The sequence below is a fragment of the Adlercreutzia sp. genome, assembly GCF_056795635.1.
Map to the genome: position 1 here is coordinate 119,245 of NZ_JBQIIT010000004.1, position 13,460 is coordinate 132,704.

The window sequence follows — 13,460 nt, forward strand, 5'->3', positions numbered from 1 at the left end:
GAGACGTAGTGCTTACATACGAAAGTGCCCTGGAGGAAGCTGGATCGAGGGGTGCACTCGAGATCAAAGTCAGAAACGGGGACCTCTTCAAGATTGGCCGCGGAATCTACGCTTCAAGCGAGCATCCCGATCCTCTTGTCGTTGCCCATGCCCTCTACCCGGATGCGGTCATTACCATGGACAGCGCGCTCGCATCGTACGGGATGACCGATGTCCCTCCCGACAAGGTGCACCTTGCAACCGCTCGTGACGCGACGAGGATTTCGCGCCCGGGTTATCGTCAGTACTTCACAGAGCGAGAGCTCCTCGATCCAGGGGCGGTCGAGAAGGACATGGGGCATGGCACCATTCGCATATACGATCGGGAGCGCCTGCTCGTCGAGGTGATGCGCCGTCAGGCGACGCTCCCGCTCGACTACTATAGGGAGGTCATAGCCTCCTACAGGCGCATATCCGAAGACTTGGATGTGAGGCTCGTGGAGGACTACATGGCACTGTTCAAGAGGCAAGACGCGATGTTCGACATACTGCAAAGGGAGGTGCTCTAGGTGGAAGGCCTCGCAAGGATCAGGGACTCCTACATAAACGACGGCATGAGCTACGCACAGGCGGAGGCTAGATGCGCTCAGGATGCGATGCTTGACCTCGTCGCCAAGTCGACGCTCATCGACAACATTACCATCAAGGGCGGCGTGCTCATGCAGCATGTTTCCAAGGATGCGCGCCGTGCCACGACGGACTTCGATCTCGACTTCGTACGCTATCCGATAGCGGACGCCTCGATCAGGAAGTTCATCGATGCTCTCAATGCAGGGGGCTCTGCCTTCTCCGTCAAGCTCACTGGGAGCATCGAGGAGCTCAAGCACCAAGACTACAGCGGGAAGCGCATCCACGTGATCATATCGGATAGCTCAGGCAACTCCATCGAAAGCAAGGTGGACATAGGGGTCCACACTCTCGTTTCTCCCGAGCTCGAGGACGTCTGCTTTGATCTTTCCAAGCTCGACGAATCAGTGACCTTGCTAGCGGACAGCAACGAGCAGATGGTTGCTGAAAAGCTGCGCTCGCTCCTCCGTATCGGAGCCGCGTCGACCCGCTACAAGGATGTCTTCGACGTCTACTATCTGCTCGTCGTCAGAGGCGTGGACTCGGAGAAACTCGACGATGCCCTAGATGCCCTCGTGTTCAACGACACTTCCATGCGCGAGCGAAGTTATGGCGATATCGCAAGCAGGCTTCGAAGTGTGTTCTCCAATCGAAGGTTCGCAAGCCAACTCTCAAGAGCCAAGAACGACTGGCTTGAGGTCTCGCCAGGGAAGGCCACTTCGACGATCGTAAAGTACTTCTCCGAATAGCTTGTAGGTCTGCGAACGAGTGCATACAAGGCTCAAGGGCTCGGGGCCCAACCAGAACATCATCGCGAGCAAGCCACACGCGACCGCTCGCTAGCGATAGCAATGGCTATTTGCTGTTGATGAATCGCCCTTTCGGCTATCCAGTGTAGGCTGTTTTCGTCAAGCTCATAGTTTCATGAGCGGCATCCAAAACTTTCAGGTCGGGCATTGCAAGTTTTCATGTTCGGCAAGGCACGCCGCTTGGGCGCTCACCTATCGCTTGCTCGCCATGGGCGAGGCCTCCATCCTCTTCGTCGGACCCTCGAACACGATCAGGTGGCCGTAGTGGATTATCCTGTCGATCATGGCTGCGGCCATCTGGTCGTCGGTGAGCACCGAGCCCCATCTGGAGAACTCGAAGTTGGTCGTCACGATCAGGCTCCGCCGCTCGTAGCACTTCGACACCACCTGGAACAGCAGCCTGGCGCCCTGCCGGTCTATCGGCAGGTATCCCAGCTCGTCGAGTATGACGAGGTCGGCGCGCTCGACTTCCCGGAACACGCGCCCGAGGGAGCCGCCCTCCTCCGCCTTCTGCATCCTCGCGACGAGGTCCGATATCGTCGTGAACATCACCGAGGGGCCCATGTTGCAGGCGGCCGTGCCGCAGGCGATCGCCATATGCGTCTTGCCGCTGCCGACGCCGCCGTACAGCGCCAGGTTCTGCATCGACCCGATGAACGCGCAGGACTCAACGCTGCTCCTGGGCATTCCCTCCGGCAGCCTTATGCGCGACCAATCGTACCCGTCGAAGCTCTTCGGCACGGGGAACCTCGCCCGCTTGAGCAGCCTCTCCCGCTTCGACCTCTCGCGCCACGAGCGCTCCTCGTCGAACACCGAGCACAGGAACCTGAGCTCCCCCGCGCTCGACTCCGACGCGAGCTTCTCGGCCGTGTGGTTCGACAGCATCACGGCGCGGAACCCGGCGCGGGCCCTCGCCTCCAGCTCCGTCCTCGCGCTCATGCGGCATCGCGCCCCAGCAGGCCGTCGTAGGCCGTCAGGTCGGGGCCGGCGTCGGGGGCCGGCCCGAGGCCGAAGCCGCCGATGCGGGCGAGCATCATCTCGACGTCGGCCGCGCGCGTGGCGCCGGTCCTCGCCAGCACCTCCGACAAGGCCGCGGCGACCTCGTCGTACGACCACGACGCGCACCACCCCTTCATGCACTTGACCAAGTCGGAGAGGGCTGGCGCCTCCATGGCATCCATATGGGCGGCCACGTCCGCGGGCAGCGCCGCCCTCGCGGGCGAGTTGCGCCAGGCCCCGGGGCGCCTGGCGAGGAGTCCCAGCTGGGACGCGGGGTCCGGGGAGCCGGCGGCCGCGCCGAACCGCCTGCCGTGCCCTGCGAGGACCTCGCCAGCAGCGTCCGCGAACGCGATGCTGTGGGCTCCGTAGGCGACGGTGACCGGCCTCCCGGCCATTGCGTCGGACACGTGGTAGCGGTGGCCGCCGTCGACGCTGGCGCAGCCGCGCTTGTCGACGACCGCGGAGCCGTAGCGCGCGCAAGCGAACGGCCTCGCCCCAGCTCGCGCGCTTCTCGTAGTGCTCGTTGCCGGCGTAGCCGTCGCACCTCTCCATCAGCTGCGCGTTGAACTCCGCGATGTCGTCCAGCGAGGGCATCGGCGCGAACATGTGCCGGCGCGACCAGCCGACCTTGCGCTCGACGTTGCCCTTCTCGTGGCCGGAGTCCGGGTTGGCGTAGGTCACCGAGAACCCGTAGTGCGCGTGCATCCTGGAGAAGAGCTCCGCCTCGGTGACCTTGCCGCCGATCTTGCGGCCGGCCCCCGTGGCGTTGTCGAACACGATCCGGTGCGGCACGCCGCCCACGTGCTCGAACACGTCCTTGAGCCCCTGGCAGACGCACTCGGAGGTCTCGCCGGCGAACAGCTGGCAGAACCCCATGTTGGAGAACGGGAAGCTCAGCGCGAAGAAGTGCATGCGCACGCGCTCGCCGCGGTAGACGACGTCGACGTCGCCGAAGTCCGCCCGCGCCTCGCCCGGCGCCCACACGAGCTCGATGCACGCCTCCTCCGACGCCCTCATCTGGGCCTTGCGCTCGCGGACGTACTTCTTCACGGTCCCGTACCCGCCCGCATAGGGTGTCTCGTCGAGCAGCCGCTCGTAGATCCTCTGGGCGCTGTGGCGCTGCTTGCGCCAGACGCGTCGGTCGTCCTCGAGGATCGAGTCGACGAAGGGCTTGTACGGGTCGAGGATCGACCCGCGCCGGGACTCCACGGGCATCTGCGGCGAGAAGTCGTCCGTCGCCAGGTACTTGCGGATCGTCGGCAGCGAGACCCCTGTCCGCCTCTGTATCTCCGCGTTCGTGTGCCCCTGGCGGCTCATGTCGCGTATACTCTCGATCGTTGGCATGTCGATCATCCTTTCCGCCTCCTTGCCGGGTAGTTGGTAGCTACGCTGACAAGGATGGCCTAGCTGGTCGGCATGCCTTTGCCTTATCTGAAAACTTTCACTGTCATAGCTGAAACTTCATGATGCCGATGCTGCAAGTATCAAAATAACGGAAACAACTGACGTATTCCTTAGATGAGGCCATCTTGTCTCCCTTCGGTTGGGCAAAGCTCATTGCCTGGCCGTGCGGTTTCCCATCGTACCATCTCGCCTCCGCGCATCTCGCGAATTTGAGCGAGGTTGATCTGTCTCTCCCGGCAATACGCGATCTACATCGGTTTGAGATTCTTGTTGAGCCGGTCGACCATCCAGGCGAGTCGTTTCCCTCGCCCGGCGTCGGTTTTCGCGTCCAAGTAGGCTCGGGTGTAGGTCTTCCGCACCGAAGGGGACATTCTGAGGAAGTTCGCGTGCGCCGTCTCGTAGGGCACGAGCATCTCCGCAATGCGCTCGATGTCCTCATCGGTGATGGCGGGCGATTTGGGGGCATCCCACTGGCCGTTGGCCTTTGCCTCTTCGATTCTCGCGCGTCCGTGTTCCGTCATGAGACCGCGTTCCTCGAGTTCCGCAGCGAGCTTCTTGTTTTTCTCCGACCACTTGCTGTTGGCGCGTCGCCGGCAGAAGTACTTGCGATAGGCGGCGGCATCTATCTTCTGCATCTGGCCGTCGATCCAGCCGAAGCAGAGTGCTTCCTCAAGCGCTTCAGATGCCGCGAGCGTTTTCGGGCCACCAGGTTTGCCAAAGATGAGCCACGCGCCCTCATCGGACGCGCAATGAGCCGTGAGCCAGCTCCTGAAATCTGACCGGCACTCAAATGTTAGCTCCTCAACAGCCACGTTGCACACCTTTCGTTCGGCATGCGAAGATGCCGGTCTTGCACTAGTGATGTTTTGGCGATTGTACCAAGTTGCAATCTATTTCACGACTTTGAGGCTATTGCCCAGTCAAGTCCGCCGCGAAACCTACACTTCCCAGACGCTCGATTTGCTGATCGTTTACTACTGTTGTGCCTCCGGATGGGCATTCTCGTAGATTGACCTTATTTCGACAAGGGCGTCGAACCATAGTGCCCCTTGCATTGCTATAACAATTTGTCACGGTGGTCTTGCGAGCGTCTCTACTCTTCGCTCTCGTCCAGTTCGGTTTTCCTATTCCATGACCAACCGAATAATTCTTGTCCCTCAGATAGTTCCAACACCATATTCTTTTGAACAATCTCCGGTATGCTGCTCTCGGCAGTCAAAGAATCTACTTTGTCTATAGCTGCAAAGACTTGCTTATTAAGACTTCCGTAAAGTTGAAGGATGCCTAGCACATGATCATCTTCTATCTGCTTTAAGCCCAGCGAATCATGAATAGCAAACTGGAGTGATGATAGACGAAGCATCGCGATATCGAAAATGAACAGACCTCTGTATCTCGATCCCGTTCCGCCATCGTTGGGGACGCTGAATCGATACTCCTTGGAGCTGGCTAGGTCAATACGAGGTGCAGTCTTGTATGGGTCAGTCGCTTTCTCGTTGAGATCATCCATCTCGTCGTTTAACAAAGGTTGGATGATGTCTAGTTCCGCGCGCCATGCTTCCTCACGTTCGACTTTTCGCGCTTTGAGTTGTTTCGAGCTCTCGCGATTCTTGTCATAAAGGGAGTTTGCGGCGGAGAGTTCGTCATAAACGGTTTTCAAATCTGCGTAACGTTCGATTACCATGGCAGATAGGTTAGTTGTCGCTCCCAGATCGGACAGGCTATTCTCCACTTGAGCAATCTGCCCTTCAAGCTCTTCGCGCTCAGCTCTCAGATTCTTTAACTCATCGGAATGGTTCTTCTCGAGAATCCTGGTAATTCCCCTATGAAAAGCCTCTATTTCTTCGAATCGAGCAAGATCAACCGAAGGAAAAAAGGACTTCAAATTCTCGAAGTCGTTTGTCGCTTTGAAGTCAATGAACTCGAGATCCTCCCCTATTTCTCTGATAGCACTGTCTATCCTCATTCGCTGGCGTCGAAGGTTCTTTAGAGCATTTCGGAGTTGTGCTGCCCTTTCTTCCTTAGCTGTATCGAAGTCAGTAGTGCCGTTGTCTGAGCTCGAAAGGATGTCCTCCATTTGGGAATGAAGCATTTTAAGCTTCTCTACATTGCGTCTATAGTCGTTTGCGTTTCCCGTGGGCTTTATAAGCTTGTATGCAGCAGCCTCACGATATGCCTTTCTCTTATCTTCTATTTCATCAACCTGTCCATCCAAGGATGCAATGCCTTCGTATCTTCCGAAAAGCTTCAACAGCCGCTGCAAATCTTTAGAGACCTTATCGGAGTTATGACTGATGAGGGGCCGATCCACGTTGTCGTGATTCATTCCGTACACTCTGAAAAATGGTGACTGGAGGCTTCTAAACGTTCCACCTAATCCGCTCAACCCATAATAAGAGGTAAGCCATGCAGTGTACTCTTCAAGGGAAATAGAACTTGTTTCTCGGTATTTGCTATCGCACTTTGAAACAATGTTCGGCGTGTCAGTTGAGCGAGAGAAATGGTGCGCCACATTGCCAAAAGAATGTGCGAAGCAAACCGTATGGTGACCTACGTTTTTTATCATATCTCCAGCGGCGTTGATATACGTGCTGCCACCTAATGCGAAGTCTATAGCCAAGAGAAAGGTAGTCTTGCCAATGGAATTGGTCGCACGATTGCCTCCGACAACAAGATTTAAACCTGCGTGAAACTCGACTTTGTCGCGTGTCTCTCCTTTTTCCTTGAATGCTTCGGAATATATTTCACTCAACATAATGAATCACCCCTTCTGGAAGCAATTCGATTTTGCCCAAAGCGAACAGGCAGTCGAGGGCATCGACGAACTGCGAGATGCCAGAGAAGTCCTCCTTGACTTTCGAGTATAGAAGATCTGGGCTCAAATCAACCGTGCTTAACGTTTTCAAGATGATTGGGAAGGTTGCCAGTGTGCTCTTCTTGTAAGGTGTGACCTTGCTAGGCAATTTCATCGAACACCTCACATTCCTGCACAAAGAACGCGACAAGAATCTGACATGCGACCAAATTCTCGCATCTGGTCATTCGTTGCACCCATAACGCCATTTGACTATAAATATGATCTTGGCTTAAACCCTGCTTAGAAAGATTCTTGTAGCAATGCCTTACGCTCATGGCAAGGTCATCGAAATCGAACCCGTTGATTCCGTCTCGCTGGTGTAGTTGTTCTTCAATAAACCCGTAATACATAGAGACCTTACTGCTAACATCATTCCTTATCGTGACATACTCGGGTTCAATTTTTTCCTTGATGTCGTGAGGGGCGTATTGCAACGATTCCATTTTCTCAAGGTCAATAAGGCTGTCCATGGAGTCCAAAAGCTCTTCAAGATACTCGTCTATCTCCAAGGAGTCGATCTTCTCCATCAACGCTATCCGCTGACTTGCTTTGCGTTTGGCGATGAGTAGCTTGGCTGCTTTCTCTGGATTAAATAGCGTCTCGTAATCAGCCTTGCAATTTGGATCAAGCAGAGCATGATTCTCGGTGCTGCTGGTATCAAACGATCCATTCAAATCTGGTAAATCAGTGACGCCACGGGCCTTCAGGGCCTCGCGTATTTCGTTTCGAACTTGCACATTAGATGCCTTTGGAATAATTTCCACGGCAGAGTAGTTCTGCAGTCTCTTGCCGCAAATCAAGCATTTACCCGCACATTCTTCCCTCAAAAAATCATTTTCGGGAGTTGGCATATAATCCATTGACAACGGCAGAGCATATTGCACTGACTCGGCGATTGTATACTCTTTGCCGTCAGCCTCTGCTCTAATTATTTCTTCGAACAATTCCGCTACAGCATCAGGGAATTTGGCGAATTGGCTTGATGAGAGGAATTCAGCGAGCTTCTCTCTCGCGGTTTCCTGCTCATCTGGAGGTCGCGCTTCAACATAGCTGGTGAACTTGAACTTGTCGAGATTGCCCACTAACCTACCTGCAAACTTTCTCAGAGAATTTCCAGACAAATACCTCTTCAATGTATCTAGGCTTCTCGAAAAAACAGGATTGCCTTGTTCGTCTTCTCCGAAATCTACTATTTGAAGAAAGAGCTCTCTAACGTATTCGCCATTAGTTAGGGCCCCTGGGAAAAGGCAGCGCACAGCTTCTGCAAACTGGCTGAATGAAATGGATTTTTTCACAACTACCTTCTTCGAACTTCCCTGATGTTTCCCTGACTTTCCCCGACGTGAAAAGCAAATAAGAAAGAATGCATCTCGTCGTTTGAAGTGTTCGTGGGGCTGAAAAAGTTCCCGAACTTTCAACCTTCAATTATACAAGCCGATTGCTCCGAATAGATACCTGCTTGAAGCAATCGGCAAATACCCAAGGAGGCAGTTATGACTTAAACCTATTTTGGCATATGAGCTGATGGAAGCACGCCCGTCAGCCCAGCCTTTAAAAAAACGGCTGGGTTCCGGGGACTGCGTGCTGCCTTGGATTTAGCCGGGAAAGGCATAAGCCATGGCCCAATTGAAAGTGCCGAAGGGCGCCATCAACGATCTCGTAAACGATGCTTTGTCGGCCGATGTAAAGTCTAGCAAGGAACAAGCTTTCTTCTCCATGAAGTCCATCCGGGAATTTATGGTTTCTCAAGATGTCTACAGTATCACTGAGGTGTCGAAGTTGCTGGGGATGAGCAGGAATCGAGTTCTCTACCTCTCGACCATAAGAGGCAACCCTCTGCCCATTCGCAGGTTCCCCGATGGGGGCGGCGGGTCTTTCGTTCTGCGCGATGAGCTGATCGAGTGGTTGAGAAATTGCCCCCTCGAATCTCAAAGAAAGCCGCCGAGCTTCCGAAAGCTATTTCGACAATTTGCACGAATGCTAATTTGTCTGTTTAGAGTGCTTTTCCGCATTGGTCGAATATGCGAATTGGTCACGATCTTTCTAAAGACTTATCTTTAAAGGGCAAATGGTAATAACACAAGATCAGACCCTTCTTGCGATCCCGAGTTCTCATTTCCCGTTCTCGCTCGACCGTTCCTGCCGGCTTTGGGGCCAGATCGTAGCGGACGCGGCAGATATCGGGGCTTCGTGGACGATGCGATAGGTTTGTGCTTGGGTAGAACTCGATTTGACCCAGGCATTGTGGGGAAGAGGGTATACCTCTTCCCCATGCAAGAGACTACGGCCGTTAAGCGTCGGCCTTCCCAATCGCGGGCTTTTCGATGCACTTCTCGCTCAGGAATGAAATGAGCTCATCGGGGACGTTGCTCTCGTAGAACGCCACCAGCAGTCCGAAGAACTCGTTTTGGGCGTCAATGGGCACGGCTAGAATGCCCTCGCCCGAATGGACGAGGATGTCGTTGGTGACAAGCTGCGCTGTTCGTTTGTTGCCGTCGCGGAACAGCTGCGAGCGACACGTCCACGCGAATGCTAGCAAAGCGCACATGACGGGCTCTTCCACGGAAAGAATTTGCGCAAACTCGCTGCGGGCTTGATTCTCGTCGGGAACGGCTGGCACGAAATCGGTGCCTCCAATGCGCACGAGTCCGTCGCGCAGTTCGCCCGCATAGCGAACCACTCCGCCTTGGCCGATAAGCAGGTTGAGGTGCAGAAGCGTATCGAAGCCTATGGAGTGGGGCTCATCGAGGACGTAACGCCATGCTTGCTTCAGGTTGTTGAGCGCAAGGTTCTGCTCAAGGCTTAGGTCAGCCACCACGCGGCCTTCTAGCACATCGGCGGTTTGGGGATACGTGACGGCGATGCCCTCAAGGCGTGCCTCCTTCCAAATGCTGTCCACCAAGTTTCGCTTGGCAAGGAAGATGTTGTCTTCGAGAGAGAGCTTTCCGTTCGCGGTCATTGGACATTGATCCCTTCTGCCTCAAGGAATTGGCGCAGAGCGGCTTCGTATACATCGTTCTTTTTAAGTCTCCGCCCTTGCTTCCGCGCGTGGTAGATGTAGTCATCTACGGCATCAATAAGATCCTCGTCTATGGTCAGTCCTACTTTTACCTTGCGAGAGGGTGCTTTGGGATATTTCGCGCTGGGCGCAGAAGAGGGTTTGACTGCGGATGCTGGCTCTTCCCTGCTGGAGCTACCGGCATGGAGAACCTTCTGTTCCGAGAGGCGAGCGGCTGCTCCAAGGAAGTCCTCGAACGATGCTGGCTTGATGGCTTTAGGCACGATAATCCCTTTCAAAGGAAGATTTCTAGAAATCTACCATTCCATTTTTCTTCCCTTTATGACTTTTGTCAAGGGGTGATGTCATCTGCTATGGTGCATGACTCGCTCGCTTTCTCCGCGCACGCCAGGAAAAACAAAGAGCCCCGGTGACTTGAATCAGCAGTCGAACCGGGGCTAACAAGCATATATTCTATGGCATCCTTTGTTAGAAAGTAATGCAGCTTTCCGAAGCTACCTACTCCCACTCCATGGGGACATAGCCAATAGCGCGTCCTATGCGTGCTACCTGGAGACATGGATTCCAAGGAGACCAAGACTGTCCAAGAAGTTCTGTTACCAGAACTCGGTTTGCCTTATCGAATATTTATTCTTTGCACGCGGGGAGTAAATGGCGGCTTGCCAGGAAATGGCCGCTGACGTGCGGCGATGCCGCGCGAATGCTAGCGCCTGATTACAGGCACCCCTATATACCTGCAAAATGGAGGAAATTTACTCCCCGGGAATATGAAAAGGAGTAAATGTCGCAGTCTAGAAAATGCCATCTAACTGCGGAAACAAGATAAGCTGATTACAATCTTCACAAAAGTGATTACGTGTCATGAGCGAGGAACGCTCTGCCTTAGAGAGACAAGCTCCTTGCTTCCACGCGCGGCTATTTCGAGTATTTCAGCACGTCTCCTGGCTCGCAAGAGAGAGCGTCGCAGATGGCAGCCAATGTGGACAACCTGACTGCCGAGAGCTTTTGGTTTCTGACGCGCTCAAGCTTGTCATCGCCCAGGTCTATCTTGTCCGCCAATTCCTCGATGCTCATACCCGCCTTGTCTAGTGGCGCGCTGAGATCGAAAGAGACTATTCCCACAGTGTTCCTCCTTCGGCAATGCGACGAAGCATATTGCGGCTTTCGGGGAGACATCTACTCCCGCTACGTAAGGGCATAAATCATGTCCCAAGTGATTATCTTGCGGATAGCCCCGCATGCGCGCCGATAGTCGCCGGCGGCGACAGCAGCCTCGAAGGCTCTACGAACGGTCAGGTCGTCGACCCCAACCGCCTCGGCGATCCAGAGCAGCGATGCCGCGTTCATGAGGCTGTTGTAGCAACGGCGGGCGCTCCTGTTTGGGGTCTCCCTTGAATAGGATCCCGAGCCTTTGGTCTCGTTCGCGCGGAACCACACGACCATGTGCTCGCGCTCTGTCCGGCCCGTCTTGTCCGGCGAATCGTGGACTTCGGCAATATACCTATCGGAATACGGGTAGTGGTCCTTCTTGGTCGAAAGGAAGTCAGAGAACTCTCTGCATCTGATGTCGGGCAACTGCGCTCCTAAACAGTCCCGACCGGATATCGAGACGGAATCTTCTTTTGCATTCCCTATATTCTCCCACATGATCTAAAGCCTGCGAGGACGCTTCCGGCAAGCGCAAGGACCGTCGAAGCATGCGCTCTTTCGGGCTCCCAGATTAACGGGGTCAAATTGACCCCGTGGGTCTGAGCTGGCAATTTGATAAAAAGCAGGAAGTTATCAGCCGATCGTGAGGTAGAGTCCCGCGTTGCGAAGCAGGATCGTCGAGGCGCTCCGCAACGCTGACGTGAGCATCTGCGAGGACATCAGTGCGGCGTTGCTGGAGATTGGGGGCATACAATAGGCTTGGGGGTTGCTCGCGAAATAATGCTGAAGATGGAGGGCGGGAACGGTGCGGGTTGGCAATCCGGTGCCTCCTCTGCGGAAGCCCTCGATGAGAATCGAGACGAGCGCCGCCTTCGAGGCGGCCGCACTGAGGCTCCGCCAGCTGATGCCGAGGCTCTTGAACAGCTGCTCCTCTGCCGTGCCTGCCAGCTCGAACGCATCGGCGATCGGATAAGACGACTGGAACGTTTGAATCCATGCGCAGGCAAGGTGCCAGGCGACGGCGATGATAAGGTACCTCAAGGCGAGATCGACGCTACTCATGGCAGGGATCCTCGGCATCCTTGTTCTCTATATGCGCTAGGACTGCCTTGAACGCAGGCTCGCCGCGCAGTTCGTCCCAGCAGCCCTCGTCGGCGAGCTTGGAGGCGTAGGTCTGCCTTATGATGGCCGCCGCCTTTATGCGCTCCGCCTCTACTGCTTGGTCGCCCGACTCCTCCCAGACGAGGTCCGGGATACGGTCGAAGAGCAAAGCGTTGTGCGGATGCAGCAGAATCCCGCAATACCCGTCGACGGCCTCGGACAGCGAGGTAAGCGCATCCAGCGCCTCGCCGGCATCTCCCTGCTCCGCAGACCGCTTGGCCGATTCGTAGAAGACGGAGGGCAGGAGCGCCGGGAAGAGGGCGACATATTCTGGCGAGGCCTGCATGCGCCCCGCCAGGGCGGAAATCTCTTCCAGCTGCTCGTCGGCGGCTATCGGCGCGAGCGCGGCCAGGGCGCCCATCGCCTCGACGAGCGACACGAGCAGCTGGCGCTGGAGCGTCTCCAGCGCGGCGTCTCGTTGCCCTTCTTCGAGGTGCAGCTGGGCCAGGGACAATGCCGCCAGGTTCGGCTCCGCCGGCGCGAGGTGCTCGACGAGGGCCTTCGCCTCGTCGAAGCGGCCCGTCCATTGCAGTATGCGGGCGAGGGGCAGGATGTCGGTCTGAGAGGGAACGCCTTGCGGGCCCAGGTCGATGGCGCGGCGGAAGAGTCTCTCCGCTGCTCCCGCAAGTGTGGCCGCGTCGCCCTCAAGGGGGCGAGCCTCGAATCCGTCGCTCGCCGCGATCTGGGCGAAGGTGGCCATGGCGAGAAGCCGCACGACTGGCAGCCACGACCAATGCTGCCTCGCCTGGGCGTCTACGTAGTCCATCCCCGAGGCGCGGTCCTCGCCAAAGAGGCTGAGCGCCTTGAGGTAGATGGCGTCAGCTTCGTCTTGGGTGACATCGTCGGCTCTGCCGAAGAGCTCGTCGATGCTTACGCCGTAGAGCTCGGCGATGAGGGGCAGCATCGAGATGTCGGGCATGCTCTGGCCGCACTCCCACTTGGAGACGGCGGCCTTGGTGATCCCGAGGTGGTTGGCGACTTCCTCTTGCGTGAGACCGTGCGCGGTCCTCAGGGAGGCAAGGGTGTTCGCTAGGGACAAGTTGCTCATGGGCGCTCCTTCGATTGACGTACTCAATTATCCGCCGCAGAAATGCCCCGAACAAGCGAGAGTGCGTGGACGCACCTCGGCAGCAAGTCAACTAGTGGTTGACGGGGAGTGAGCGCCCTGAGATAAGCGAGGCATCGCTCACGGGGTCGATCGCTGCCCCGGCTGCTTCCTTTCCTGGCATCATGGGGAGCGTCTTCGCCTTCCTGGCGCTCTTGCCCGGTGACGCCGGCTTGCCCCGCCTCGTGGATTCCAGGCGCCTCCTAGAGGGCTTGCCGGGACTTGGCGTCTATGGGCCGACTATACTTGTATATGCAGGCGCATTTCGCACAAACTTGCGTCGGCTATGGGACGCGGGAAGATTTCTCGTGCTGATTCTTTCCGAGCAACGCCAAGCCAAATTCTCCGAAG

The 13,460-nt window shown here is 56.1% G+C and carries 14 protein-coding genes; 3 read left to right on the forward strand and 11 right to left on the reverse strand.

Going from position 1 to position 13,460, the window contains the following annotated elements; translation table 11 throughout:
• Positions 1–8 precede the first annotated feature (8 nt).
• Together ACTOXK_RS03670 and ACTOXK_RS03675 are read left to right on the forward strand one after the other, a co-directional pair.
• Positions 9–548 carry a type IV toxin-antitoxin system AbiEi family antitoxin domain-containing protein gene (locus tag ACTOXK_RS03670; protein ID WP_482279307.1) on the forward strand — a complete coding sequence of 180 codons (540 nt, stop codon included), beginning with the start codon at positions 9–11 and terminating at the stop codon, positions 546–548.
• Positions 549–1,355, forward strand: a complete 807-nt coding sequence (locus ACTOXK_RS03675) for a nucleotidyl transferase AbiEii/AbiGii toxin family protein (protein ID WP_482277543.1) — start codon at positions 549–551, stop codon at positions 1,353–1,355.
• Positions 1,356–1,607: 252 nt separating this feature from the next.
• Here the strand turns inward: ACTOXK_RS03675 and istA are convergent, their stop codons facing one another.
• The 5 genes from istA to ACTOXK_RS03700 form a co-directional block, all read right to left on the reverse strand.
• The gene (gene istA, locus ACTOXK_RS03680) at positions 1,608–3,767 is read right to left on the reverse strand and encodes an IS21 family transposase (RefSeq protein ID WP_482277544.1); all 2,160 of its coding nucleotides are present in this window, start codon (positions 3,765–3,767) and stop codon (positions 1,608–1,610) included.
• 299 nt (positions 3,768–4,066) lie between these two features.
• Positions 4,067–4,630, reverse strand: a complete 564-nt coding sequence (locus ACTOXK_RS03685; RefSeq protein WP_482277545.1) for a YdeI/OmpD-associated family protein — start codon at positions 4,628–4,630, stop codon at positions 4,067–4,069.
• Positions 4,631–4,911: 281 nt separating this feature from the next.
• Positions 4,912–6,573 carry a DUF2326 domain-containing protein gene (locus ACTOXK_RS03690; protein WP_482277546.1) on the reverse strand — a complete coding sequence of 554 codons (1,662 nt, stop codon included), beginning with the start codon at positions 6,571–6,573 and terminating at the stop codon, positions 4,912–4,914.
• On the reverse strand, positions 6,563–6,787 hold the full coding sequence (locus ACTOXK_RS03695; RefSeq protein ID WP_482277547.1) for an ABC-three component system middle component 7: 225 nt from the start codon (positions 6,785–6,787) through the stop codon (positions 6,563–6,565). The genes ACTOXK_RS03690 and ACTOXK_RS03695 overlap by 11 nt, the downstream gene beginning before the upstream one ends.
• Entirely contained in the window at positions 6,774–7,970 is a 1,197-nt protein-coding gene (locus ACTOXK_RS03700) for an ABC-three component system protein (RefSeq protein WP_482277548.1), read from the reverse strand. The genes ACTOXK_RS03695 and ACTOXK_RS03700 overlap by 14 nt, the downstream gene beginning before the upstream one ends.
• 322 nt (positions 7,971–8,292) lie before the next feature.
• On the opposite strand from ACTOXK_RS03700, the gene ACTOXK_RS03705 reads away from it, so the two are divergent.
• Entirely contained in the window at positions 8,293–8,736 is a 444-nt protein-coding gene (locus ACTOXK_RS03705; protein WP_482277549.1) for a hypothetical protein, read from the forward strand.
• 229 nt (positions 8,737–8,965) lie between these two features.
• On the opposite strand, the gene ACTOXK_RS03710 is transcribed toward ACTOXK_RS03705, so the two are convergent.
• The 6 genes from ACTOXK_RS03710 to ACTOXK_RS03735 all read right to left on the reverse strand — a co-directional run bounded on the left by ACTOXK_RS03710 (position 8,966) and on the right by ACTOXK_RS03735 (position 13,052).
• Positions 8,966–9,634 (reverse strand): Fic family protein, encoded by a 669-nt coding sequence (locus ACTOXK_RS03710; protein WP_482277550.1) that lies wholly within the window; start codon positions 9,632–9,634, stop codon positions 8,966–8,968.
• Complete coding sequence (locus ACTOXK_RS03715) at positions 9,631–9,957, reverse strand: hypothetical protein (RefSeq protein ID WP_482277551.1); 327 nt, start codon at positions 9,955–9,957, stop codon at positions 9,631–9,633. The genes ACTOXK_RS03710 and ACTOXK_RS03715 overlap by 4 nt, the downstream gene beginning before the upstream one ends.
• 652 nt (positions 9,958–10,609) lie before the next feature.
• A complete protein-coding gene (locus ACTOXK_RS03720; protein WP_482277552.1) occupies positions 10,610–10,816 on the reverse strand; it encodes a helix-turn-helix domain-containing protein in 207 nt (68 codons plus the stop codon).
• A 63-nt stretch (positions 10,817–10,879) separates the two neighbouring features.
• On the reverse strand, positions 10,880–11,269 hold the full coding sequence (locus ACTOXK_RS03725) for a hypothetical protein (protein ID WP_482277553.1): 390 nt from the start codon (positions 11,267–11,269) through the stop codon (positions 10,880–10,882).
• A 207-nt stretch (positions 11,270–11,476) separates the two neighbouring features.
• A complete protein-coding gene (locus ACTOXK_RS03730) occupies positions 11,477–11,905 on the reverse strand; it encodes a hypothetical protein (protein WP_482277554.1) in 429 nt (142 codons plus the stop codon).
• Positions 11,898–13,052 carry a helix-turn-helix domain-containing protein gene (locus ACTOXK_RS03735; protein WP_482277555.1) on the reverse strand — a complete coding sequence of 385 codons (1,155 nt, stop codon included), beginning with the start codon at positions 13,050–13,052 and terminating at the stop codon, positions 11,898–11,900. The genes ACTOXK_RS03730 and ACTOXK_RS03735 overlap by 8 nt, the downstream gene beginning before the upstream one ends.
• Positions 13,053–13,460: the final 408 nt, after the last annotated feature.